General features: G+C 32.7%; 22 protein-coding genes. 3 read left to right on the top strand and 19 right to left on the bottom strand.

Features of this window, described 5'->3' with window-relative positions:
- Positions 1 to 3: 3 nt before the first annotated feature.
- The 10 genes from ACJTHF_RS09890 to ACJTHF_RS09935 all read right to left on the bottom strand — a co-directional run bounded on the left by ACJTHF_RS09890 (position 4) and on the right by ACJTHF_RS09935 (position 11,568).
- On the bottom strand, positions 4 to 1,914 hold the full coding sequence (locus tag ACJTHF_RS09890) for a beta-glucoside-specific PTS transporter subunit IIABC (RefSeq protein ID WP_232156765.1): 1,911 nt from the start codon (positions 1,912 to 1,914) through the stop codon (positions 4 to 6).
- A 188-nt stretch (positions 1,915 to 2,102) separates the two neighbouring features.
- Entirely contained in the window at positions 2,103 to 2,933 is an 831-nt protein-coding gene (gene licT, locus ACJTHF_RS09895) for a BglG family transcription antiterminator LicT (protein WP_048541640.1), read from the bottom strand.
- A gap of 388 nt (positions 2,934 to 3,321) precedes the next feature.
- Positions 3,322 to 4,299 (bottom strand): fatty acid desaturase, encoded by a 978-nt coding sequence (locus ACJTHF_RS09900; RefSeq protein WP_153653649.1) that lies wholly within the window; start codon positions 4,297 to 4,299, stop codon positions 3,322 to 3,324.
- Between the two features lie 241 nt (positions 4,300 to 4,540).
- Positions 4,541 to 5,101, bottom strand: coding sequence for a histidine phosphatase family protein (locus tag ACJTHF_RS09905; RefSeq protein ID WP_232156767.1), 561 nt, complete (start codon positions 5,099 to 5,101; stop codon positions 4,541 to 4,543).
- Positions 5,102 to 5,206: 105 nt separating this feature from the next.
- A complete protein-coding gene (locus ACJTHF_RS09910; RefSeq protein WP_232156769.1) occupies positions 5,207 to 6,283 on the bottom strand; it encodes a M42 family metallopeptidase in 1,077 nt (358 codons plus the stop codon).
- 72 nt (positions 6,284 to 6,355) lie between these two features.
- On the bottom strand, positions 6,356 to 7,021 hold the full coding sequence (locus ACJTHF_RS09915; protein ID WP_232156771.1) for a uridine kinase: 666 nt from the start codon (positions 7,019 to 7,021) through the stop codon (positions 6,356 to 6,358).
- On the bottom strand, positions 7,014 to 7,601 hold the full coding sequence (locus ACJTHF_RS09920; RefSeq protein ID WP_048541632.1) for a YdeI/OmpD-associated family protein: 588 nt from the start codon (positions 7,599 to 7,601) through the stop codon (positions 7,014 to 7,016). Before ACJTHF_RS09920 ends, ACJTHF_RS09915 begins: the two co-directional genes overlap by 8 nt.
- A gap of 118 nt (positions 7,602 to 7,719) precedes the next feature.
- The gene (locus ACJTHF_RS09925) at positions 7,720 to 8,460 is read right to left on the bottom strand and encodes a GTP pyrophosphokinase family protein (RefSeq protein WP_058591781.1); all 741 of its coding nucleotides are present in this window, start codon (positions 8,458 to 8,460) and stop codon (positions 7,720 to 7,722) included.
- 184 nt (positions 8,461 to 8,644) lie between these two features.
- Positions 8,645 to 9,970 (bottom strand): 6-phospho-alpha-glucosidase, encoded by a 1,326-nt coding sequence (locus tag ACJTHF_RS09930; protein ID WP_119650302.1) that lies wholly within the window; start codon positions 9,968 to 9,970, stop codon positions 8,645 to 8,647.
- Positions 9,971 to 9,990: 20 nt separating this feature from the next.
- Positions 9,991 to 11,568 carry an alpha-glucoside-specific PTS transporter subunit IIBC gene (locus ACJTHF_RS09935; RefSeq protein ID WP_048541624.1) on the bottom strand — a complete coding sequence of 526 codons (1,578 nt, stop codon included), beginning with the start codon at positions 11,566 to 11,568 and terminating at the stop codon, positions 9,991 to 9,993.
- Positions 11,569 to 11,718: 150 nt separating this feature from the next.
- On the opposite strand from ACJTHF_RS09935, the gene ACJTHF_RS09940 reads away from it, so the two are divergent.
- On the top strand, positions 11,719 to 12,468 hold the full coding sequence (locus ACJTHF_RS09940; RefSeq protein WP_048541622.1) for a MurR/RpiR family transcriptional regulator: 750 nt from the start codon (positions 11,719 to 11,721) through the stop codon (positions 12,466 to 12,468).
- Between the two features lie 48 nt (positions 12,469 to 12,516).
- Positions 12,517 to 13,473: a 2-hydroxyacid dehydrogenase family protein gene (locus ACJTHF_RS09945; RefSeq protein WP_232156773.1), complete on the top strand. Its 957-nt coding sequence runs from the start codon at positions 12,517 to 12,519 to the stop codon at positions 13,471 to 13,473.
- A gap of 23 nt (positions 13,474 to 13,496) precedes the next feature.
- Here the strand turns inward: ACJTHF_RS09945 and ACJTHF_RS09950 are convergent, their stop codons facing one another.
- Positions 13,497 to 14,936 (bottom strand): PLP-dependent aminotransferase family protein, encoded by a 1,440-nt coding sequence (locus ACJTHF_RS09950; RefSeq protein ID WP_084755313.1) that lies wholly within the window; start codon positions 14,934 to 14,936, stop codon positions 13,497 to 13,499.
- Positions 14,937 to 15,032: 96 nt separating this feature from the next.
- Here ACJTHF_RS09950 and ACJTHF_RS09955 point away from each other — a divergent pair, with 96 nt between their 5' ends.
- Complete coding sequence (locus tag ACJTHF_RS09955; protein WP_078355063.1) at positions 15,033 to 15,644, top strand: LysE/ArgO family amino acid transporter; 612 nt, start codon at positions 15,033 to 15,035, stop codon at positions 15,642 to 15,644.
- A 181-nt stretch (positions 15,645 to 15,825) separates the two neighbouring features.
- Here the strand turns inward: ACJTHF_RS09955 and fba are convergent, their stop codons facing one another.
- The 8 genes from fba to iolB are packed head-to-tail and all read right to left on the bottom strand — an operon-like array spanning position 15,826 to position 25,016.
- Positions 15,826 to 16,665 (bottom strand): class II fructose-1,6-bisphosphate aldolase, encoded by an 840-nt coding sequence (gene fba, locus ACJTHF_RS09960; protein WP_107609034.1) that lies wholly within the window; start codon positions 16,663 to 16,665, stop codon positions 15,826 to 15,828.
- Between the two features lie 24 nt (positions 16,666 to 16,689).
- The gene (iolG, locus tag ACJTHF_RS09965) at positions 16,690 to 17,709 is read right to left on the bottom strand and encodes an inositol 2-dehydrogenase (RefSeq protein ID WP_058591775.1); all 1,020 of its coding nucleotides are present in this window, start codon (positions 17,707 to 17,709) and stop codon (positions 16,690 to 16,692) included.
- 13 nt (positions 17,710 to 17,722) lie between these two features.
- Positions 17,723 to 19,312 (bottom strand): solute:sodium symporter family transporter, encoded by a 1,590-nt coding sequence (locus ACJTHF_RS09970; RefSeq protein WP_048541613.1) that lies wholly within the window; start codon positions 19,310 to 19,312, stop codon positions 17,723 to 17,725.
- Positions 19,313 to 19,366: 54 nt separating this feature from the next.
- Positions 19,367 to 20,251 carry a myo-inosose-2 dehydratase gene (gene iolE, locus ACJTHF_RS09975; protein WP_106417256.1) on the bottom strand — a complete coding sequence of 295 codons (885 nt, stop codon included), beginning with the start codon at positions 20,249 to 20,251 and terminating at the stop codon, positions 19,367 to 19,369.
- Positions 20,252 to 20,261: 10 nt separating this feature from the next.
- The gene (locus ACJTHF_RS09980) at positions 20,262 to 21,281 is read right to left on the bottom strand and encodes a Gfo/Idh/MocA family oxidoreductase (RefSeq protein WP_058591773.1); all 1,020 of its coding nucleotides are present in this window, start codon (positions 21,279 to 21,281) and stop codon (positions 20,262 to 20,264) included.
- A gap of 16 nt (positions 21,282 to 21,297) precedes the next feature.
- Positions 21,298 to 23,211 (bottom strand): 3D-(3,5/4)-trihydroxycyclohexane-1,2-dione acylhydrolase (decyclizing), encoded by a 1,914-nt coding sequence (gene iolD / locus ACJTHF_RS09985; protein ID WP_153653638.1) that lies wholly within the window; start codon positions 23,209 to 23,211, stop codon positions 21,298 to 21,300.
- A gap of 13 nt (positions 23,212 to 23,224) precedes the next feature.
- The gene (gene iolC / locus ACJTHF_RS09990; RefSeq protein WP_084755318.1) at positions 23,225 to 24,184 is read right to left on the bottom strand and encodes a 5-dehydro-2-deoxygluconokinase; all 960 of its coding nucleotides are present in this window, start codon (positions 24,182 to 24,184) and stop codon (positions 23,225 to 23,227) included.
- Between the two features lie 13 nt (positions 24,185 to 24,197).
- Positions 24,198 to 25,016, bottom strand: a complete 819-nt coding sequence (iolB, locus tag ACJTHF_RS09995; protein WP_106417258.1) for a 5-deoxy-glucuronate isomerase — start codon at positions 25,014 to 25,016, stop codon at positions 24,198 to 24,200.
- Between the last annotated feature and the right edge of the window lie 9 nt (positions 25,017 to 25,025).

Genomic DNA, 25,025 nt, shown 5'->3' on the forward strand with positions numbered 1-25,025 from the left:
CCTCTATAAAATAACCGTTAATATATGTTTACCTGTTTCAATCGTTTTGTGATCTTCAAGAACGACATCTTTTGCTAAATTAGAATTTGTAACAACAACCGGAATAACTGTATCGTATCCTTCTTGCTTAATTGCTTCTCTATCGAATTCAATTAAAGGTTGTCCGATTTCAACTGTTTCTCCTTGTGATACAAGCGGTTTAAAATACTTGCCTTCTAATTTAACTGTATCAATACCAATATGAATCAATACTTCAGCACCGTTGTCTGATTTTAATCCAATTGCATGACCAGTCGGGAATAAACTTTCGACAACACCATTAAATGGTGCCACAACAACATTGCTATCCGGTTCAATCGCAATACCTTTACCCATTGCTAAAGATGAAAAGACTGGATCTTGAATCGTTGTTAAATCTACAACATTACCTGATACTGGTGATTCTACTAATACATCATTTACGACTGATTCTTGTGCTGTTTCTCCAGCATCAGCACCTTTTTCGATTGTTGCTTCTTTCTTATCACTATGCGTTAAATAACCGACAATTAAACCAAGTATCACTGCTGAACCCGTTGCGATTAATGACATCCAGAATGCCATATCTAAACCTGCTTTGCCTATAAATGTTGTATATCCGAAAATACCAAGTCCACCCATAAAGAACATTTTCGTACCTGCCCAACCGATCATAGCGCCAGTAATACCTGCCACTATACAGCTATAAATAAATGGTTTCTTTCTAGGTAAAGTAATACCATAAATAGCAGGCTCTGTTACGCCAAAGATACCTGACACAAATGCTGGAATACTTAAAGATTTAAGTTGTTTATTCTTTGTTCTAAAGAATATACCTAACACAATACCTGTTTGTGCAAATGAAGCTGCAAATGTTAAAGGTATAATAATATCGAAACCTGATGTTGAAATATTATTAATGGCAATGGCTACTAGCCCCCAATGTAAACCAAAGATAACAAGTACTTGCCAGAATGCACCTAACAATAATCCAGCAAATAATGGACTAAAGTTATATAAACCTATTGCACCTGCACCAATTAAATTGGCTGCCCATGAAGAGATAGGTCCAATAATTAAGAATGTTAATGGCACAATAATGATTAATGTGAAGAATGGTACTAAGAACGTCTTCACGACATCTGGTATAACTTTCTTCAAGAATTTCTCTAATTTAGATGCGAAGAATACTGAGAACACAATTGGAATAACACTTTGTGTATAAGTCATTGATATGACTGGAATGCCTAAAAATGTTAAAGCACTTTCTGATTCAAAGAATGTCCCGCTAAAGAGCATTGTTGCATTTTCATTACCTAACGCCATTGCACTTACAAGCGTTGGATAAACAAGTGCTGCACCTAATGCCATACCAATAAACTGATTAGAGCCAAATTTTTTCGCTGCTGTTAAACCTAAGAATATTGGGAAGAAGTAGAATAATGCATCACCAATTGCATGCATAATTTGATATGTTCCCGACTTCTCTGTAAGCCAACCAACTGCTAAAAATAATGCTGCAAAACCTTTGATCATCCCTGCTGCAGCTAACACGCCTAAAATTGGTTGAAATATTCCTGAAATCAAATCAATAAAGCGATTAAATAATGATCCGTTACTTGATGAACTACCACTAGAAGCGCCATCACTCATATTTGCTTCTTTGCGAACTGCATCGTACACATCTGGAACGTGATTACCAATTACAACTTGATATTGGCCACCTGATTCCATAACCGTCACAATACCTTCCTTATTCTTTAAATATTCTGTATCAGCTTTTCCCGTATCTTTCAGCTGAAATCTTAATCTTGTAATACAATGTGTTAAAGAATTGATATTTTCTTTGCCACCGACTTTCTCTACGATATCTTTTGCTAACGCTTCATACTTCATTTAAATCCCTCCATTTTCATAGAAAAAAACCCAGAATAATACATACGAATCCCAATGTTCGTTATGCATTACTCTGGGTTTTGCCTACTTAAAGTTACAATCCCAAACAGCAAATTCACTTGCCGTTTAAAGTAATTGTTTATTAATTTAAACTTATTATAACGCTTACATTTTATTTGTCAACGCTTTCATGAAGATTTTAATAAACGAGCGATATGTAAAATAAGATAAACCCTTTCGTCATTAGATAAATCGTGATTATAATTTCTTTTTAAAAAATCACCAATTTTATCGACACAACGATTGGATTCACTATATTTTTTCTGTAACGATGACAATAATGATATATCCATCACTTCTTCTAAACTTTCAGAATTAATTAATCTCTGACTGAAGAATTTTAAATGTGTAATAAAACGCGCGTAGCTTAATTCTTCTTCAGAGATATCTAAATTAAAATGATATCTAACCAAATTTACAATACTCTGGGTGATTTTTGTAATTTCATAAACGTTTGAGATAGACTCGTTCATATTCGCATTGACAATATGCATCGCGATAAAGCCAGCTTCGTCTTTGGGCATATCAAGATTAAAATGTTTAGCTACTCTATCAATACCGAACAAACCAATTTTATATTCATCTGGATATAATCGCTTAATTTCATAAAGCAAAGGATTATTAATCACCGTACCTTCTTTATGACGTTTAATTGCATAATTAATATGATCCGTTAACGCTATATAAATGGATTCAGACAATGGTTCCTTATAAAGTTTATTCGCTTCAACAATAATTTCCTGAGAAATTAGTAATACATCATCATCTAATTCTTTAATTAAAGTAAGCATTCTTTCTTGTTCATCACTCGTCATTCTAAAAATCTTATCAATTTTATCTTTCTCAATAGCCTGGCCATTCTTCTTCCCAAAAGCAATACCAGCACCCATAACAATGCGCTCTTCCCCATTAATCTTAGAAATTACAACATTATTATTTAAGATTTTCGTAATCTTCACGACATTCACCCTTCCAATAAATGTACTGACTTTTCAATTAATTATCATTATAGCAAGAATTAAAAATAATGAAATAATTTATATAGTTGTTTTAATTCAGTTCTTATATTTTTTTGTGAGTCGGAGGTTTATGGCAGGGGGAGTTGTAGGGCCTTCGTAGTGAACACTTTCATCCAAACTTGTTCATAACGGGGGTGTTAGGTACAAAAGTCAGAAGTGTTACTATGGACCGCCTTAGTTACAAAACTCGGTCGAAGTGTTACTAACACACTCGTTATTTGCACCTTCAGCCCAAACTGCTAATAACGGTATCAGTATTTGCACTTCTAGCCAAACTTGCTCATAAAAAAACGGGACATACTCAATGTCCCGTTTCAACTCATTATTTTTACGCATGTGTTCTCTTAAATCTTAAAGTATATTCTTTAAAAGTAATGAAGCATTTATTTTTCTCGTCATATAATTTATATTTCAGAGATTCTAAACTTTCTTTAATTGTTATGGTTGTTGCGTGATGTAATGGTGGTGTCTTTTCATGTGCTTGTTCTAATTGATAGTTTGGAATTCTTGGACTTAAATGATGAACATGATGATACCCGATGTTCCCTGTCATCCATTGAAATACTTTTGGTAATTTATAATATGAACTGCCTTCTATAGCGGCTTTCACATAATCCCACTCTGATGATTCTTCGAAATATGAATCTTCAAATGTATGTTGAATATAAAATAACCAAATACCTAACATACCTGCAATAAATAACATTGGTAGAAATACAAGTACAAATGGAACTGCACCTACAATAAAGAAAATACCTACATAAAGAACTAGCAATATTATATTATGCAACCAAGTGTTACGTTTTTCTTTAGCTTTTGCATCTTTAGCATTCATTCTGTTTGAAATAAACATAAGGAATATTGGTCCTAATATAAACATCACAAACGGGTGTCTATACATTCTATATTTAAATTGAGTGAATTTTGAAGCTTCATGATATTCTTCAATAGTCATGACCCAAATATCACCAATACCACGTTTTTCTAAATTTCCGCTACTTGTATGATGAATAATATGCTCTCTTCTCCATTTTTCATATGGAAAGAATGTTAATAGCCCAGTTATATTTCCTAATAAATCATTGTTCTTTTTCTTACTCAAAAATGATCCGTGGCAACAATCGTGAAAAATAATAAATGTTCTAATAATGAAACCGGATGCCAATACACCACATAGGATCGATAATGACCAATGTAATTGATAACTTACCAAGCCACCAACAATAAGCGCAATTAATGGGATGATTGTGTTTATAATTTGAATTGTACTTTTCTTTAAATTGTTATTTTCAAATGGTTTAACCATTTTTCGAAGTAACTTTTTCTTTTCTTTTTCGATGATTTACACTTCCTTTTTATTCAATAAATATAAAAAAAGAAGCACTTGAATGAATCAAGTACTTCCATCTCTATTAATCATGATATAGCATATTTACAAGCTTTACAAACAAAAAATAAACCCAATAAAACAATTACTATACTACTAAAATTTATTTTATCATAATAACAAATTATAACTTGGTCATAACAGTTGATAATAATGACTTTTACAAAAAATTCATTTCTACTTTTTTGAAAGAAATATTATTTTGATGGTCATAATCCAGTTGATAAATGTCAGGCATTTTCATGTTTTTCCAATCTTCATATGTAAATGATCCAGTTAATTCATTAAATAATACTGCTAAAGCTGTACCATGACCTGTTATGATCAAATTACCTTCATATTGACTCAACACTTTTTGATAAGAAGGTACTATACGGTTTCTAACATCTTCAAGACTTTCTCCGTTTGGTAACCTATAATCTGTTTGACTCCATTGTCTCAAAGAAAATTCATCAAAATTTTCTACCCATTCACCTATTATTCGTTCTTTAAATGGCTCGATTTCTTTAATTTTAAGATTCAATAGCTCAGCAGTAGGTTTAATTGTATCAATCGTCCGTTTATAAGGACTTGATAATATATGTTGAATATTTTTATATTGAAAGAATTCCGACATCTGCATTGCATACTGTTTACCTAATTCAGTAAGAGGTGCTGATTCAACCTCTTTTATACGAGTATCCCTGATAGAATGCCTCACAAAATAAATTGTTCTATTCAAAATTTCACCTCATTCTCTCCGTAAACAAAAGACAAACCAAATTGTTATTCAATTTGATTTGTCTCTTGTTTAAGATATATCTTTTTATTTATTTTTTACAATTTCTTACCACATAATATTTTTAACTGTTTCATCGTTTAATGCTTTTACAATTTCAGCTACTAATTTTACTGCGTTTAAGTAGTCTTCTTTATGAAGGATTGATACGTTTGAATGCATATAACGTAATGGAACGCCGATTGAGATTGTTGGTGTACCTTCGTTTGCTACATGAATACTACCTGCATCTGTTCCGCCACCTGTTATATTATCCCATTGAACATCAATACCTTTATCTTTTGCTACGTTTTTGATGAATTTTCTAAATCCAACGTGACCGATATTCGTACCGTCCATTAACAATACAAGTGGTCCGTTACCTAATTTCGTTTCGTGATCTTGCCCTTTCATACCTGGTGTATCATAAGCAATACCGACATCCACTGCGATAGATAAATCTGGCTTAATTTTGTTTGCAGCAACTTTCGCACCACGTAAACCTACTTCTTCTTGTACAGTCGCACCTGAAACTAAGTTAATACCAAGCTCATCGTTTTTAAGTTCGTTTAATACATCAACACTTAACGCACAACCGAATCTGTTGTCGAATGCTTTTGCTGTTAAGTAGTTACCGTCACCTAAAGTTTCAAACTCAGAATAAGGCGTCACCATATTGCCGATTTCAATGCCTAGACCTTCAACCGCTTCTTTATTATCAACACCTATATCAATAAACATCTCTTTAACGTCGACAGGTTTTTTACGTTCTTCTGGACTTAACACGTGTGGAGGTTTAGAACCAATAATACCTCTGATTTCTTTACCTTCATCTGTTGTAATCGTTACTTTTTGTGAAAGCATAACTTGGTTCCACCATCCACCGATTGTTGTGAATTTAATGTAACCATCATCATCGATACGCGTAACCATAAATCCTATTTCATCTAAGTGACCCGCTATTAAAATTGTTTTAGAAGCATTTTTAGCGTTCTTTTTCCCGAAAATACCACCTAGATTATCTTCAATAATTTCATCACTTACAGGTTCTAAGTATTCTTTCATTTTAGATTTAACATTATACTCAAATCCCGAAATACCATTAATATCTGTAAGTGTTTTTAATAATTTTACTGAATCTGCCACAAAAAATCCCCCTTAAAATTAATTAACACTTTTACTATATCATTCTATTTCCAAAATGTATCAAACAAAGGTTTAATTTAATTGATTTTTCAGTATTTTAAACAAATCATTTGAATGATCAATGACAATATCAAAATTTTCAAGAAGAGGATGCATGAATAATTCATATTGAATACGTCTTTCATCTTGAGATGCCTTTAAATATTCTATATCTATTCCTCTTACATGAACATCACGGTCAAATCTTCTTTTCAGCTCAGTTTCATTATCCGTATAAATGTAGATAGATAAATCAACCCATTGGGAATCTATAAATGTAGTAGTCATACCTTCTAAGATTGTTACTTTCTTTGTCTCATCTAAACGTTCAGATTGTTGCCATGGTGTTTCAATAGTCATGATATCTATACCATTATGTAAAGCACGTATATCGCGTTCTAGAATATCAACATTATGCGCTTCAGGCATACAAGCAGTTACTTTCGCTTCATGCTCTATTCCGTTATACATATATTTCGCCTTTGTATGTTTTCTTAAATTCGTATTTACTATATAAGTATCTGTGCTGATCATGTTGTAGTCTTTTGGATCTAGACATTTTATTAATTCCTGACAAAATGTACTTTTTCCTGAACCACCATGTCCACCAATTCTAATCATGATTTGATGGTTAGAACGCTTAATAAATTCCACGATTTCTTCAATCACAGCATTCATATTTTCATTACCTTTATTCATCATTTAACCCTTTGCCGTCCAATATATGATCAATATATTTTTCTACTCGACTAACGCGTGTTGCCGGACGCTTTGCTTGACTAATATAGTAAATATATTGGCGTTGTCTTCCTGGCGTCAAATTATAAAAAGCTTCTTTTAAGTTACTATTTTGATCTAGTTGTTCTTGTAGTTCAACTGGCATTTCATATTCTTCTGTTTTCTTTAATTCTACTTTAGCACCTGACTTTTCAAGCTCGATTGCTTCTTCAACATATGCTTTAATAATATCTCGTTGTTCTTTTATTTGATCTACATTGGTGAATCTCAATTGTCTTGCTGCTTGAACATTTTTCGTTTGTTGAATGAGTAATTTTTCAGGATCTTTAAGTAATGAACCTTTATGAAATAAAAGTGCACAATATTCTTTAAATCCATGTATCAATACAACATTTTTACCTTTCAATGTATAACATGGGTGCATCCATTTATAATCTTCTTCTAAATCACATTCATGTATAATTTCTCTTAATAGTTCAAATTCATCTTTCCACTTTTTTTCACGTTGCATAAAAGCTTCAACTTTAAGGTTTTTCTCCATTTTTTCACTCCTCAATATTATTACCTGAATGATTTTAATTTATTATATACTAAATGATTAAAAAAGAGCAGATATCCTTAAATCTAAGGAATTTCTGCTCTACTTTGTGCCTAATGTCTTAATTTTCGTCTACTTTTATCATACTTTTATTCGTATCATGATAAATTTCATCATTCATTTCTTGCATTTTACGTTCTACATTTGTTATTTCTATTGAACATTCTTTTAACTTTTCTTCATATTGTTCTGTAGATACATGGGAATTCTTATATCTTAATTTATGTTCTAAACTCGCCCACATATCCATTCCAATTGTTCGAATTTGAATTTCAACAGGTATTACTTGAACACTTTCTGCTAAAAATACAGGAATAGATACAACTAAATGTAAACTTTTATATCCATTCATTTTAGGATTTTCTATATAGTCTTTTCTTTTTAATAATTTTACGTCAGCTTGTCTAAGTAATAATTTTTCAATTGTATAGACATCTTCTAGATAATTACAAATAACTCTTATTCCCGCGATATCTTGAATATTCTCTTTTGCTGAGTTCGCATTTAAAGGAAATCCTTTTCGTCTTAATTTCTTAATGAGACTTGGAAATTCTTTAACACGCTTTTCCATATGATGAATTGGATTATGTTTATAAGCAACTTGGAATTCATCGTCCAATATTTTCAACTTTGTCCCGATTTCTTCTAATGCTGCAGCATATTGATGTTGTAGTTCTACAAAATTAAACAACTCTTCTAGCGCTTGTTCAGAAGACTGCGCATATTCAATTTCACCTAAATTACTCGTAAATTCCTTCTTTAATTCTGCTAAATTGATTGTTGGTTTTCTTTCTATATACATAGATATGCTCCCTTATATTTTTAAATAAAAAATATATATCATTTCAGCTAATTATATCATTTAAAAGTTTGCGATTAAAGAAAGTCGATATACGATATATTGTTCTTAAACAGATATAAGACAAAGAAAAACGTGCGAGACTCGTAAGCCTTGCACGTTATAAATAGAAATTCAATTATCAATACTATTTCAATTCTGGCCAGTATTCTTTATTTGCTTCAATGAGGTCATCTAATATATTTTTAGCTACTGATGCACTCGGAACTGTGCGAGATAACGTTAGTGCTTGCCATAGTTTTTGATAAGATTGTTCTTCATAAGCTTCAACTGTTAATTTCTCAACACCCACCTGTTGTTCCATTAAACTTTTTTGGAATCTTGGTATTTCACCAACTGATAAAGGTTCTGGTCCTTCGCTACCAACTAAACATGGAATTTCAACCATCGCTGTTGGTTCAAAGTTTGAAATGGCACCTTTATTCTCAACAATCATTAACATTCTTTCTTTCGTATTAAACGCTATGGCTCTTGCTAAGTCTACGATATAAGATGCATGTTCATCTATTGTTAATTCCGTTCCTTCAGCAGTACCTTGATTAATGATTTTTTGACATTCACCAAATACAAATTTTTCTCGTCCTGCCATCACTTCATTCGCTCTTGTATAGTCCTTATTTGAATGTTCCACAACGTAATCAGGGAAGAAGTAATATTTTAAATATGTGTTAGGTAACGTATCTTTATCAAGTGCTTGTACATCACGCGCTTTCTTGAACGTATCATTCCAACTTGCTTCCTGTTCAATATCGCTACCCGTGTCAGTCGAATACCCAAATTGTTCAACGTGTTTAATGATACTTGGCATTAAATCATTACCAGACTTATCTCTTATATCTGTCCACCAACCGAAGTGATTCAAACCATAATATTTAACGACCATTTCTTTTCTAGATTTTAGCCCAATATTTGTTGCCATTAGTTCTTCAATACCAATAGGCATATCGCAAATATTTAAAATTTTAGAATGAGGTCTTAATTTTCGAGTTGCTTCAGCTACTATTGCAGCAGGATTTGAATAATTTAACATCCAAGCATCTGGTGAATATTGTTCCATGTAATCTACAATTTCTAGTACGCCTGTAATAGAACGCATACCATAAGATATACCACCAGGTCCACATGTTTCTTGCCCAACGACACCGTGTTTCAACGGGATCTTCTCGTCTTGTTCTCTCATCGCATATTTACCAACACGTATGTGTGCCATAACGAAATCCACATTTTCAAAAGCTGTTTTAGGGTCCGTACTCGCCTGTAACTTAACACCAGGCGCTCTTTCAAGAAGTAATATTTCACAAGCATCCGCAATGGTTTGTTGTCTATCAGCATCATTGTCGTATAGTTTAATCGTATCAATCGGAAAATCTTCTAAATGATCCAGTAACATTAATATAATGCCTGGCGTAAATGTACTTCCGCCACCTGCTATTGTTATGTTAAATTTCTTCATTATTTATGACCTCCATATTTTTATATCATCGTTTCAAATGAATCTCTTACTTGAGGTACACTAAGTCCTACAATTACTTGAACATTTGTACCACTTTTCGCTACACCATGTGCCATTTGATTATGCGTGAAATAGTCGTTATCTTTCACTAAACTTGGATCTTTAACCGTTACTCTTAATCGTGTCGCACAATTTGTAACGTCTTTAATATTGTCTTTACCACCTAATCCTTCTAAGAAATAAATAGCTTTCGTATCATATTCTGATGCATTGTCATCCATCTGTGTATCAGCACTTGCTTTCTTAGACTTATAATCTTGTTTCGTATAAAGCTTAGCATCGCCATCATCAGCTACACGTCCAGGTAATGGTACATTAAACTTCTCAATAATAAACTTAAATACAAAGAAGTAAATCACAACAAAGATGATACCAATGATAAATTGTGCAACGTAAGTCATACCGTGATTAGAGAATAATGGAATCCAGTTTATTGCCGCGATTTCTATCGCGCCACCACCTTGAATACCTACTACTCCAAATAGGTACATAATTGTAACCATTGTTGCACCTAATAATGCATGAATTAAGAATAAGTAAGGTGCGATAAATAAGAATGTAAATTCTAATGGTTCTGTAATACCTGCGAAAATTGCTGTTAATCCTGCTGGTAATACTAATGCTAATACCTTTTTCTTGTTCTCTTTTGGTGTTGAAGCGTACATCGCTAACGCAATACCTAAACAACCAAATATTTTAATGTTACCTTGTAACAAGAATCCATATGGATAAAGGTCTTTAAGAGATTTAGCAGAATTAGAGAATTCTGTTAAGTGTTGAATCCAATAAGGTTTCAATCCACCATTGACCGCTGCAGGTCCATATTCAAATGGTGTGTATATGAAATGATGTAATCCTGTAGGAATCAATATTCTTTCTAAGAAGTGGAATAGCCAGACCCCTACAAATCCTGATTTCAACATGACACCTTGTAATGAACCGATACCTGCTTGTACTGTTGGCCATACCGCACATACGATAAAAGCGATTGGGATCATAACAAAGAATCCAATGATAACAACGTATGGTAGACCTTGGAAAATTCCGACCATTTCAGGTAATTTCTTATCATAGAAACGATTATGTATCCAAATAACGATTGCTGATATGAAGATTGCACCAATGATACTTGTGTCTAATGTTGGAATACCAGCTATTTCTTTTACGCCCGTTAAATTTTCAACACCCTTTGATAAATCTACTCCGAACGTCTTTGGCCAAAGGGTTAAAATTGCATTAATAAAATTGTTAAATACTAAATAAATCATTAATGCTGCTAGTGTTGCTCTACCTTGAGCTTTTTTAGCAAGTGAGATTGGAAGTCCAATCACAAACGCTAGTTCCATATGGTTGAATATTGTCCAACCACCCGCTTCAATTAAACTCCAAATTTTAAACCACATTGTGCCATCTTCAGCTATTGAACCCATAATATTTGGATTTTTAAATAATGTTGCAAATCCTACAACAATACCGAAAAATGCAAATAGTAATACCGGAACAATCATAGCACTACCAAATCGTTTAATTGCATTCATATTTTAACCCCTTTTCCTCATCAATTTATCTCCACAATATAGGAAGCGCTTACATTTGCCAATAGGTTTGACGTAAATAGAAATCACATAGTAAACTTAGATTATATTTTCATAACATGAAAATTTTTTCACTTCGAATGGAGGATTATAATGATTTTGGATAAACTGATTAATGAACATTATCAACAACTTAATGACAATGATATACATATCATACAAATGATTAATCAAAATATTCACTTGATTCATCGATTAAAAATACAAGAAATAGCCGATATATCACACACTTCAATTTCTTCTATTCACCGACTCGCTCGTAAACTTGGCTTTGATGGTTATAGTGATTTTAAAGCATACATTAAATTAAATAGACAAACATCTAATCCATCGACAGATATCATTGAAAGTTTAGAGCAAGATTTACAACAAACTATGAAACATTTAAAAATGATCGACTATGACTATATAAGTGAACAAATCAATCAAGCGCCTTACATCTACATATATGGTACAGGTGTCGCACAACTAAACGTCGCCCGTGATGCTCAACGACACTTTCTTTCTATCAATAAAAGAGTAATGGTTATTAACGACGAGAATGAACTTAAAATCGCTATGAATCAAATGAATAAAGACGATTTAATTTTCATCATTTCATTATCAGGCGAAACATCACACTTAAGAGAGAACGTCGAGATTATGCATACACGAAATATTAGTTATATTTCTATTACAACATTGAAAGATAACTATTTAGCTCAGAATGCAAGCTACAATATATACGTTAATAGTTCACCGATAGAACTATTTAACCAAACTTCTTATTCTAGCTTCTTACCGTATCACATTGCTTTTGAAGTCATCGTACGTAAATTCAGTGAATGGAAACTTGCTCATTAGGGTATAATTATCATATAAACGATTAAAAGTTTTATAGGAGGTTACATCATGAATAAAGTATTCATAACTGGAGAAATTCCAACAGAAGGATTAGAAATGTTACAAGAACATTTTGAAGTAGAAGTCTTTGAAGGGGATCAATTAATTACGAAACATACTTTACTTCAAAAAGTAACAGATGTAGATGCGATTATTAGTCCACTATCTACAAATATCGATAAAGAAATTATTGATCAAGCACCAAACTTAAAAATCATTGCAAATTATGGTGCTGGTTTCAATAACATTGACGTTAAATATGCTAGAGAAAAAGGGATTGATGTTACAAATACACCGAAAGCCTCAACAAATGCTACAGCAGATTTAACGATTGGTATATTACTTGCCGTATCTAGAAGAATTGCTGAAGGCGACCAGCTTTGTAGAACAACAGGATTCAACGGTTGGGCACCATTATTCTTTAGAGGTAGGGAAGTCTCCGGTAAGACTATCGGCATAGTTGGACTTGGTGAAATAGGTTCTGCTGTTGCTAGACGTGCCAAAGGTTTCGACATGAACATCCTATATACCGGACCACATAGAAAGCCAGAACAAGAAGCTTCATTAGGGGCTACTTATGTGAGTCTTGATGAGATGTTAGAACAAGCAGATTTCATTACAATTAATGCTGCCTATTCTGATGATTTACATCATTTATTCAATAAAGAAATTTTTGAAAAAATGAAAGATACTGCATATATTATTAACGCATCTCGCGGACCTATTGTAGATGAACAAGCTTTAGTTGAAGCTTTACAATCTAAAACAATCGAAGGTGCTGCATTAGATGTATTTGAATTCGAACCAGAAATTACAGATGCACATAAAACAATGGACAATGTCGTGATAACACCGCACATCGGAAATGCTACATTTGAAGCACGTGATGAAATGGCAAGAATCGTCGCAAATAATACGATTAAGAGACTACAAGGTGATACACCAGACTATATTGTGAATAAATAATAAAATAAATCCTCTCACTCATTTTAAGAGTTCGAGGATTTTCTTTTATTTAACAAGTTTTCTTTATCGATGATCGTTCTTAATTTATAAATACTTTCTTTAATATCATGTTCATCAATATATGAATAAGAAAATCTTAAACTATGCTTTTCTTTTTCTGAATATATCTCCCCTGGATGAATGAGCAACCCTTCCTCTAAAGCAAGTTTGAATAACCTTTTTAAATCAATACTTTCATTAAATCTGAACCAAATATAGAAAGATCCTTCTACTTTAGACCATCTACCAATATCTGAGAAAGATTCTGATAAAGCATCTTCCATCATATCTTTGCGCCTTTTTAAATTGCGTTTAATTTCTCCAATATGCGTTTCATGGTAATGTGCCAACCATTTAGTAGCTATAAATTGAGAAATCGAACTTGCACCATAGTCATTTTGCATTTTTAAGTCTGCTAAATGATTAATGACTCGTTCGTTACCAATTAACCAGCCTATTCTGAGACCCGGACTAACTGTTTTAGATAGACTTCCTAAATACAGCACATTATGACTTGTATCAAGCTCTTTCATAGATTTAGGAATCGGACCTTCAAACCACAGCTCACTATAAATATCATCTTCCACAACAGGAATACCCTTCGCTTTACATTGTTCAAGAATTTGCTCCTTCTCTTTCAATGTATATGTGTGTGATGTAGGATTATGCAAAGTAGGATTACAATAAAATATGCTATTACTGTAATCTTCATCTTCTTTAAAAATCGCATGAATATTATTCCTTATATAATCAATTGATAAAGGTATCATTTTGGAATGGATTTTGTGCCAAGTTCTAATTGAATTAATATAAGAAGGTGTTTCAACGATAATTTTAGATTTGGGGATTAATAATCCATCAGCTATCAACTTCAAACCTTGTAATGCACCAGAAGTGATACAAATTTCTTCTACACTACACTCAATACCTCTTTTTTTAACAAGTTCTTTAACTTGTTGTCTCAACTGAATATTCCCTTTAGGTGCTTCATAATTTGAAGTCAATTGACGACTTAAATCTTTAGAAATAATTTCATGAAATGCATCATTAGGTATTAATTTTGGCGAAAGTTCACCCGTCCCTAATCTCACCATGTCAGGTATAAATTCGCATCTATTAATTTCTCTAATATAATATTGGTTGTTCTGGTTAACACTATTACCTATATAATCTTGCCAATTTAAATTATTACTCACATACTCATTCCATTTATTTTTCGAAACATATATCCCTTTTCTTTCCTTACTTTCAAGCACGCCATAACTTTTCAAAATATCAATAACATGTACAATTGTTGATCTATTTACACCATACTTTTGTGTTAAGGCTCTTTGCGAAGGTATTTTCATACCAACTTCTAATTGACCATTATTAATATCTCTTAACATATCATCTATAATTTTTTGGTAGATAGGTTTTTCCATCAATGTAACTCCAATCTGGTTGGGCATAAATTTAATACTGGATGATTTCATTGTAGCTTATTTCTTTTATACTATACAAAAAGGAGGTTCAATCAAATGTTTCAAGCAGTCATCCACGGTCTTTTATTAGCACTCGGTTTAATTTTACCATTAGGTGCTCAAAATATATTTGTTTTTAATCAAGGTGCAAATCATAAAAGCTTAAATAAAGCTTTACCCGTTGTTATTACAGCTGGTCTATGTGACACATTACTCATATTACTTGCAGTGTTTGGCGTATCACTCATCTTAAATCACTATCCATCATTGCAATTAATCATATATATCGTCGGATTAATTTTTCTATTGTATATGGCTTGGACGTTATGGAACGAGAAATCATCAAGCAATGGTTCAGACTTAGCAATATCAGCTAAAAAACAAATCAGCTTTGCACTATCTGTTTCATTACTGAATCCACATGCCATTATGGATACAATCGGTGTTATCGGTACAAGTGCATCACTATATTCAGGGTATGAAAAAGTCGGATTTACAGTTGCAACAATCTTTATCTCTTGGTTCTGGTTCTTCGGTCTCGCTATAGCCGGTAAGCAAGTCGGTATATTTGATAAATCAGGTAAATTTATCATTATATTGAATAGAGTATCAAGTATCATCATCTTATTCGTCGCAGCACTCATTATTAAAAATATAATCAATATGTAGAATGAGGTAAAAATGTTTTGGTTGGGATTTAAGTTGGATTTTGGGGCGCTAACGATCTTGTTTTCGACTCTTGACCGTTAGAAGCAAGTGCACATCTCTCATCTCAATATTTTAAATTACAAAAAGCTAGGACGATTGATTATTCACGTCCTAGCTTCTTACTTATATTGTATTTTATTAACTATGCTTTGCCGTTGGATTGGCATTTATAAATAATTGATTCGACAGTTTGTTCGATTGCTTTTTTACTTGGGTTCAAGATTTGCTGTGGATTAAATAAACTCGTATCATTAGTTAATACTTCTCTAAGTTCATTACTCCACGCAATATTAATTTCGGTATTAAAATTAATTTTTGCGTGACCTAATTTTATGGCTTTTACTAAATCTTCGTCTGATATACCTGATGCACCATGTAATACTAAAGGTATATCAATCGTTTCTTGAATTTCTTTCATTTCTTCAAATCCTAAATTAGGTTCACCTTTATATTTACCGTGTACTGACCCGAGTGCTGGTGCCAATGTGTCTATATGTGATTTTTGTGCTAAGTTTATACAATCATCTAACTTCGCATATTGTACATTTCCTATGACACCGTCTTCGTTTCCACCAATTGCTCCAACTTCACCTTCTACAATCACATTATTTTTATGTGCATAATCTACTACTTTCTTGGTAAGTTCTATATTTTCTTCAATTGGTAATTTAGACCCATCAAACATAACTGAATCATAACCAGCATCTACTGCTTTCTTACATCCTTCAACAGTTAAACCGTGATCTAGATGTATAATTACTGGTACTGTTATATTCATTGACTCTATTTTATTTCTGATTGTTTTACAGATAAAATCATACCCACCTAAAAAGTCTATAATTTTATCTGTCGTTCCTAAAATAATGGGGGAACGTGTTTTCTCAGCAACTTTTAAAATACATTCAATCCATATTAATCCGTTAACATTAATTTGTGGGATAGCATAATGTTCTTTCTTTGCTTTGTGTATAAATGTATTCATTCTCTAACGTTCCACCTTCCTTTTTTAAAGTGTCTTTGATTGTTTATTTACTAATGACTTAGGTTCATTCGAAAGTAGCGACTCTTTACATTTCACAGCAATTTCTTGAGCTTTATAGCCGTCATCTATTGAGCAAATTACATCAGTGTCATTTAAGATAGCTTCAATAAAGCCATCCATTTCTACTTTATAAGCGTCACTATAACGTTCTAAGAAGAAATATGGCGGATTGTCTTTAGATATTCCTTCAGCTCGATGATAATTTAATGTTGTCGTTTGTTCATTACCTACATCAATTGCACCTTTATCACCCAATACTTCAACTCGTTGATCATATCCATATACACTTCTTCTACAGTTTTCAATCATGGCCATTGAGCCATTTTCAAATTTAAGGGTTACAAGTGCTGTATCGATATCATCATATTGAGCAATGTCTGGATTTACCAGCGCTCCACCAGTTGCATACACTTCTGTTATTTCAGATTGCATTAAATATCTTGCCATATCAAAGTCATGAATCATCATATCCATGAAAAGTCCACCTGAACGTTTAATATATTCTACTGGTGGTGGCTCTGGGTCTCTTGAAGTAATCCTTAAAGTTTGAATATTACCGAGTTCACCTTTATTTAAAATATTCCTCAATTCTTTGAAGTTTTTATCAAAGCGTCTATTAAAGCCCATTTGCAGTTTCACATTTGCTTCTTTTACCGCTTCTAATGCAATTTTCGCTTCATCAATAGATAAACTAATCGGTTTCTCGCAGAAGATATGCTTTCCTTTTGCACAAGCTTCTTTAATGATATCTACATGCGTATCGGTAGGTGAACATATTACTACTACATCTACCTCAGGATCATTAATAATATCCATATGGTCCTTAGTTTTATTTTCTATTCCTGCTTTTTTAATCCAATCTTCCATCTTGTCGCAATATAAGTCTGAAATCCACTTAATCTTTACATCTTTATGTGTTCTTAAATAGTTTATATGTAATTGGCCAATTCTACCTGCTCCAATTACGCCAAATGTTAGTGTCATATCTTTCTTCCTCCTATGCTAATCCAAGTGGTGAGAATAATACGTAAGTGCCTATAACTACAAGTACGATAATACCACCTACTAAATATCTATGTTTCCAAGGTGTGATATCTACTTTTGCGTAATTTACACTGAAATCAAACTCATCAGATGGTTTCCATTTATTGAATAACATCACTATAAGTAAATCTACAAAGAAAAGTACACTTAATACATATAAGAAATGTATTTCTGTAATTAATACTTTTGAAAGCGCATACAATAGAATGTGTAAAATAAACATCACTTTAGCACCAAGCTGTGATGTACGTTTTACAAAAAATCCTACAAGTACAAGTACTAAAAGTGGCATATTATAAATACCATTAAACTCTTGTACAACTGCATATAAACCTTGTGGGAACAATGAAATCATTGGTGCAATTATTACAACAATTACACCTACTAGTACTGTAACCAACCTTCCAATTCTTGATACTTGTTTATTGCTTGCTTCTTTATTGATAATTGATTTATAAAAGTCCAGTGAGAACAATGTTGCTGTACTATTTAACGATCCAACAAACGAACTTAGAATAGCACCAAAAATAACTGCTCCAAATAAACCATATGCCCATTCTGGTAATACTTCATTAACAAGCATTGGATAAGCATTATCAGGATTTGTAACTTTATCTCCTAACATATTGAATGCCAACACACCTGGAAATACTAAGAATAAAGCACCAAAAATTTTAAATGTACCAACATACATAGCACCTTTTTGTGCTTCTTTTAAATTTTTACCAGCAAGTGCTTTTTGAACAATCATTTGGTTAGTACACCAGAAGAATAAATTATTGAAGAACATACCAAAGAATAACGTTGGCCATGGTACTATTTTAGAATCAATTGCACCTAGTGAATTAAGCTTTTCTGGCGTGTTCTGAACGACTTTATCAAATCCATGTAAGAAGCTTCCATCTCCGAAAATAATGAGACCTAATGTGGGTATAGCAAGTCCACCTACAATTAAACCGACACCATAGATAGAATCACTATGTGCACTTAAAGATAACCCGCCTATGAACAAATATATAATTCCTACAAGACCTATGACTGTTGATATTAAAATAACTGCAGTCATATCACTTATATTTAACATTTCACTTACGTTGAAAATTTTATTAAATACAAGTGCACCAGAATATAATACAACTGGTAAGAATGAAACTACATAAGTAAATATGAATAATAAAGATACGAGTCGTTTCGTGAATGTATCAAATCTCATTTCAATAAAATCTGATATTGTATCAACACCATACCTAAAATATCTAGGTAAAAAGACAAGTGCTAATATAACAATAGCTACTGATGAAGTTACTTCCCATGCCATAACTTCCATACCTGCAACGAAACTTTGACCATTTTGACCAACTATTTGTTCAGTAGATAAATTGGTCATGATAATTGTAGAAGCAATTGTAAAACCAGTTAAACTTCTACCACCCATAAAGAAACCATCGGAATTTTGAGTATCGATTTTTCTACTCCGTAAGTAAGCATATACACCTACACATATAACAACTAAAATAAATGAAATTGCTGCAAACATACTCATGATAATTCTCTCCCTTTAGGAGCCCTTAACTCCTATACCATTTTGTTTTAAATTTTATTGATATTGTGCAATATACTCTTTTGCTTTTTTAGCATATATAAATGGATTTGCAATCGCTGGATCTTGTTCAGCTTCAACTACAATCCATCCACTGTAATCAGATTTATAAATTAAATCTAAGATAGGTTTAAAATCTATTACACCGTCTCCAGGTACTGTGAACATACCTTTTTTCACACCATCCAAGAAGCAACTACATTCTTTATCTACTGCTTCTTTTACATCTTGTCTAACATCTTTAAAGTGAATATGTTTTATCCTATCTTCATATCTTTTAAATATGTCAATCGGGTCTTCGCCTGAAAGGACAAGGTGTCCTGTATCAAATAAGAGAGAAACATTATCTTTGTTTGTTCTTTCCATTAACTCGTCTATTTCTTTTGTCGTTTGTACACCTGTACCCATGTGATGGTGGTATACGATTTCCATATCTTTTTCGTGTGCTAATTGCCCTAACTTCTCTAAACCATCTACTAATAATTGCCATTCTTGTTCTGTAAATATAGGTTTTTCTTTAAATAATGCTTTCGTTAAATCCCCTTGAATACTATTGCCTTGTTCTGAAACAACAATAACTTTTGCGCCTAATTCATATAAAAAATCTCTATGTTTTATAAACGCTTCTTCTGTTACTTCATATGGTTCCGAAGTTAAATATAAACTCAACCATGCACTTGCGACAGATAATCCTCTTGGTTCCAAATATGATTTCAAGACTTCAGGATCTTTCGGGTACTTGTTACCTATTTCTGTACCTTCATACCCAGAGAGTGCCATTTCACTAATACATTGTTCAAATGAATTTTCACGCCCTAGTTCTGGCAAATCATCATTTGTCCAAGCTATCGGTGCACATGCGTATCGAATATTTTTAGTCATTTACTTCACCTCATAACGTAATGATTGTTTTCTTCTCATACGATTCTTGCATTGCAATTGCAACTTCTGTACTTTTTAATCCATCAATACCTGTTATTGATGAAGGAACATTATTATTGATAGATTCTATAAATGCATTAATTTCATTAATAAATGCTAATTTAAAGCGTTCAGGAAAATGACCTGAAGTTGGTCTAACGACACCGTTTTTGTCATAAACTGTAACTAAGTTTTTCTCAGGTGCATTTCCGATTCTTATCATACCTTCAGTTCCTATAATTTCTGTTTCAACATGATATCCATGTTGAGCATTTCTTCCAGCTAATAAGTATGCGATTGTGCCATCTTCTAATTCTGCCAGACATGCACCTGTTTCCAATTCTTCACATTCGGTTAATTCAGGTGCTGCTATGTTATTACCTAGTGAATAAACAGTTTTAAATTCTGAACCTGTAAACCAACGTACAAGATCAATATCATGAATCGACATATCTAAAAATATGCCACCACTTGCACTGTTCTTCGCAAATTGTATAAAGCTGTCTAACCCTGCACTAGGGTCAATTCCATAACATCTCATTGCTGTAATTTTGCCTAGTTCACCATTCTGAACAACGTCTTTAGCAAATTGATAAGAATCATCAAATCTACGCATAAAACCTAACTGAAATACTTTATCTGAGTGACTATTTATTTTTTCAACAACTTGTTTAATATTGTCTAACTCAAGTCCAATAGGTTTTTCTGAAAAGACATGTAAACCTTTTTCTAATGCTTGTGAAATTTGAACTGCATGAAATCCACTCGGTGAAACAATTACAACTGCATCAAGCTCGTCGTTTTCTATCATCTCTGAATAGGATGTATAACAATTTTTTACTCCTAATTCTTCTTTAGCATATGCTAATTCTTGCTCAACAACACTTGCAACAGCGAATAATTCTGCACCCTTTACATGGTTAACAATGTTTTCTGCATGCACTTTTCCTAATCTACCTAAACCAACTTGACCAATTTTTATTTTTGCCATGTTATGAATCTCCTCTTTAATATTGTTTTGCTTTCTTCAAAGCTTGAACCTTTTCTTGATAGGATGTATTTATATCTGGTTTTTCACTATGTTCGGATACACCAACATTCCAGAATGATTCATATCCATCAGTCATCGTTTTAGGTAAAGTCTTTATTTCTATTAATGTTGATTTTGTTTCTTTTTTAGCATCTTTAATTGCATCTTCTAACGCTTGAAGACTATTAACTTTGTAAGAAACTGCACCATATCCTTCTGCAATTTTCTTATAATCTACATTCATGACTTCACCGTTATAATCATTAAATTCAGTACAGAAACTTTCACTACCATTACCCATCTGTAAATTATTGATACAACCAAATCCACTGTTATCAAATAATACAATGTTGATTTTATAGTTATATTGCAATGCTGTTAGCAATTCAGTGTGCAACATTAAGAAACTTCCATCACCAACTAATGCATATACTTCTTTTTCGGGGTTTGCTATTTTCGCACCAAGTGCAGCTGCAATTTCGTAACCCATCGTAGAATAACCATATTCCATATTGTAAGTATTAAATATGTCGGTCTCCCACAATCTTTCTAAGTCTCCTGGCAATGAACCCGCTGCAGCTACAATAATCGCATCATCATCAATTGTTTCATTAACTTTAATCACTGCATTTGTCTGAGGTAATTCCGTTTCTAATGCTTCAATATATTGATTAAGTTTTTCTTTACTAAAATGACCTGATATTTCAGCTTCAAAATCATTTTTATTAATATCTACATGAGATAATCTTTCTCTTTCTTCAGACCATCGATTCTTTAAATTTTTCACTTCATCTAATGTATTAAATTGACATTCACTTAATGCTTTATCCAATAAACTAATTGATATTTTTGCGTCTCCAACTACTTGTATCGCATCTAATTTATAAGCATCAACTCTATTAACATTAATGTTTATAAATTTCACATTATCAAAGTTAGCTACTGTCTTTGAGCTTGTTGTAAAGTCTGAATACCTTGTTCCAATACCAATAATGACATCAGCTTCTTTTGCATATAAATTGGCTGCTAAATTTCCTGTAACGCCAAGACCACCAAGATTCAGTGGATGAGAGGCTTCTATTGTCGATTTACCTGCTTGAGTTTCTGCAATAGGAATATTCTTTTTTTCTATAAATGATTTTATAGAATCTTGAGCTTCCGAATACTTAGCACCACCACCAACAATTAATAGTGGTTTTTTAGCTGTCTTCAATAGTTCGACTGCTACATCTATTGATCTGTTCGAAGGTTGTTGTCTATCAACATAATGTACACGCTTTTCAAAAAATGATTCTGGGAAATCATATGACTCTCCTTGAACATCTTGACTCAATGCTAATGTCACAGGACCCGCTGTTTGAGGATTTGTCATGACCTCAAATGCACGAATTAAGGCTGACATGATTTGCTCGGGTCTTGTTATGCGATCAAAATATCTCGAAATTGGTTTTAACGCATCATTTGTAGTAATACCAATACTTTGAGGATTTTCAATCTGTTGTAATACTGGATCTGGTTGACGAGTCGCAAATGTATCTCCTGGTAGTAATAATACTGGTATATGATTTGCTGCCGCTGTACCTGCAGCCGTTACAAGGTTAGCAGCACCTGGACCGACAGATGTTGTCACTGCAAATACTTTTTTTCGTAAACTTTGTTTACTAAAGCCAATCGCTGTATGCGCCATACCTTGTTCATTTTTACCTTGTATTATTTTTAATTCATTCTGATAATTTGATAGACCTTCTCCTAAACCAAGCACATTACCATGACCAAAAATATTCATGACAGCTTCAACAAATCTTGTCTCTTTTCCATCAATAGAAATATATTGTTTAGTCAAAAATCTAACAATTGCTTCTCCAGTTGTTAACTTCACTGTATTAACCATGTTTAATACCACCTTAAGATTGTTCTTTAATTAAATTTTCTATTTTATCAACTGTAGGCATCGCTTCAGATGAACTATGACTACTTACAACAATCGCTGCTGAAGCTGCACCATATTTTAATGCTTCTTCAACTGATTTACCTTTAACTAATGCATAAATAAATGCGGCTGCATATGAATCTCCTGCACCAAATGTTTTAACGACATTCGCTTTAAATGCTTTACCTTCATAAGTATTGCCTTCTTTATCAAATGCATTTGAACCTTGCACACCGTGTTTAATGACAACTAAATGTGGATTAGCTTTAAATAATAGTTCACTAATTTCTTTGTCTGATAATGCTTTATATCTTTCGACCATATCAAATTCATCACGTGTTCCAATGACGACATCAGCTTGTTCTGCGACTAACTCATAATAAATAGAAGTTTCTTCTTCGTCTTTCCAACTATAAGGTCTATAATCCAACTCAAAGATTACTTGTACATTATGTTTTTTTGCTAGTAACAGTGCTTTTAATACTGCCTCTCTTGATGGAGATTTAGCTAATGCAGTTCCTGAAATAAGCAAATATTCTGAATTTTTAACGTATGATTCATCTACATGTTCAGGTGCTAAATATAGATCTGCTACTTCTTCTCTATACATTAATATGCTAGACTCGCTCGGACTTTTAATTTCTGTAAACGTTAAGCCGATTTTATGTCCATCTTCATCTACATGTATTTGAGAAGTATCAACGCCTACTTCTTCAAAGTAATTCGTAATGAATCTACCATGTTGATCATCTGATACATTGGCAATCATACCCACATCTAAACCTAACTTAGCCGTACCAATCATGATATTAGCTGGTGAACCACCGACATATTTGCGAAATGATTCTGTTTCTTCCATTGGTCTATTAATTTCTATTGAGTTCAAATCTATTGCCGCACGACCTATTGCTATAATTTGTTTTTTATTAGACATTCACGTACACCCCTTATTCTCTATCAATAATCCATTCATGATCTGGTTGGTTATAAAATTTCCAAACTTTTTTAGGTCCTGCCATAACATTTAAATAATAACCATCGTAACCATCAGGTACAGCTACTGGATGATAGCCTTTAGGCACTACAACAACATCACTATTCTCTACTGTCATCGTTTCATCTATTGAAAGGTCGTCTGTAAACACACGTTGAAAGACGAAACCTTTACTCGGATTCATTTCATGATAGTAAGTTTCTTCAAGTAATGATTCATTTGGTAAGTTATCAACGTCATGTTTATGTGGTGGATAGCTCGACCAATTACCTTGATCTGTATACACTTCAACGACAAGTAATTTTTCACTCGCTGTATGTGTATCAGGTAAAATATTATGAACATGTCGTTTATTTGAATATTTACCTCTATCTTCTACTGAGTTCTCAGATGCTGGGATTAATTGTGTTGCTCTTTCTTCATCTGCTGGCGAATAACAAAGCACAACTCTTGAATCTTTATTCGCTTTAATTGTCACTTCATGATTTTTAGAAATATAGATACTGTCTGTTGGTATTTTTTCAAATACAGATTCTCTTGTTCCTAAATCTTCATAAGAATTTTCTCCATCTGACACATCGATGTTGCCAGTTAAAGCGACAATACATAATTCAAAATCATCCGTTGATTCTGTGTAAGTACCTTGTGATTTTATGTCTAACACTTTAAATCCGATATAAGCTAAATCAATATCTTCAGGTTTCAAATCATGTATCACTTGTACATCATCACTTAATGGATGATGTACAGGTTTATTTAATAATCGAGCCATCTCTATTTT

The organism is Mammaliicoccus sp. RAM2, from assembly GCF_045897195.1.
GTDB lineage: Bacteria > Bacillota > Bacilli > Staphylococcales > Staphylococcaceae > Mammaliicoccus > Mammaliicoccus sciuri.

What these genes read in the sequence shown, in the direction of transcription:
- ACJTHF_RS09890 (WP_232156765.1), bottom strand. Translation starts at nt 1,914, where the DNA reads ATGAAGTATGAAGCGTTAGCAAAAGATATCGTAGAGAAAGTCGGTGGC.
- ACJTHF_RS09900 (WP_153653649.1), bottom strand. Translation starts at nt 4,299, where the DNA reads ATGGTTAAACCATTTGAAAATAACAATTTAAAGAAAAGTACAATTCAA.
- ACJTHF_RS09915 (WP_232156771.1), bottom strand. Translation starts at nt 7,021, where the DNA reads ATGAATAAAGGTAATGAAAATATGAATGCTGTGATTGAAGAAATCGTG.
- ACJTHF_RS09920 (WP_048541632.1), bottom strand. Translation starts at nt 7,601, where the DNA reads ATGGAGAAAAACCTTAAAGTTGAAGCTTTTATGCAACGTGAAAAAAAG.
- ACJTHF_RS09925 (WP_058591781.1), bottom strand. Translation starts at nt 8,460, where the DNA reads ATGTATATAGAAAGAAAACCAACAATCAATTTAGCAGAATTAAAGAAG.
- ACJTHF_RS09930 (WP_119650302.1), bottom strand. Translation starts at nt 9,970, where the DNA reads ATGAAGAAATTTAACATAACAATAGCAGGTGGCGGAAGTACATTTACG.
- ACJTHF_RS09935 (WP_048541624.1), bottom strand. Translation starts at nt 11,568, where the DNA reads ATGAATGCAATTAAACGATTTGGTAGTGCTATGATTGTTCCGGTATTA.
- ACJTHF_RS09940 (WP_048541622.1), top strand. Translation starts at nt 11,719, where the DNA reads ATGATTTTGGATAAACTGATTAATGAACATTATCAACAACTTAATGAC.
- ACJTHF_RS09945 (WP_232156773.1), top strand. Translation starts at nt 12,517, where the DNA reads ATGAATAAAGTATTCATAACTGGAGAAATTCCAACAGAAGGATTAGAA.
- ACJTHF_RS09950 (WP_084755313.1), bottom strand. Translation starts at nt 14,936, where the DNA reads ATGGAAAAACCTATCTACCAAAAAATTATAGATGATATGTTAAGAGAT.
- ACJTHF_RS09955 (WP_078355063.1), top strand. Translation starts at nt 15,033, where the DNA reads ATGTTTCAAGCAGTCATCCACGGTCTTTTATTAGCACTCGGTTTAATT.
- fba (WP_107609034.1), bottom strand. Translation starts at nt 16,665, where the DNA reads ATGAATACATTTATACACAAAGCAAAGAAAGAACATTATGCTATCCCA.
- iolG (WP_058591775.1), bottom strand. Translation starts at nt 17,709, where the DNA reads ATGACACTAACATTTGGCGTAATTGGAGCAGGTAGAATTGGCCAATTA.
- ACJTHF_RS09970 (WP_048541613.1), bottom strand. Translation starts at nt 19,312, where the DNA reads ATGAGTATGTTTGCAGCAATTTCATTTATTTTAGTTGTTATATGTGTA.
- iolE (WP_106417256.1), bottom strand. Translation starts at nt 20,251, where the DNA reads ATGACTAAAAATATTCGATACGCATGTGCACCGATAGCTTGGACAAAT.
- ACJTHF_RS09980 (WP_058591773.1), bottom strand. Translation starts at nt 21,281, where the DNA reads ATGGCAAAAATAAAAATTGGTCAAGTTGGTTTAGGTAGATTAGGAAAA.
- iolD (WP_153653638.1), bottom strand. Translation starts at nt 23,211, where the DNA reads ATGGTTAATACAGTGAAGTTAACAACTGGAGAAGCAATTGTTAGATTT.
- iolC (WP_084755318.1), bottom strand. Translation starts at nt 24,184, where the DNA reads ATGTCTAATAAAAAACAAATTATAGCAATAGGTCGTGCGGCAATAGAT.
- iolB (WP_106417258.1), bottom strand. Translation starts at nt 25,016, where the DNA reads ATGGCTCGATTATTAAATAAACCTGTACATCATCCATTAAGTGATGAT.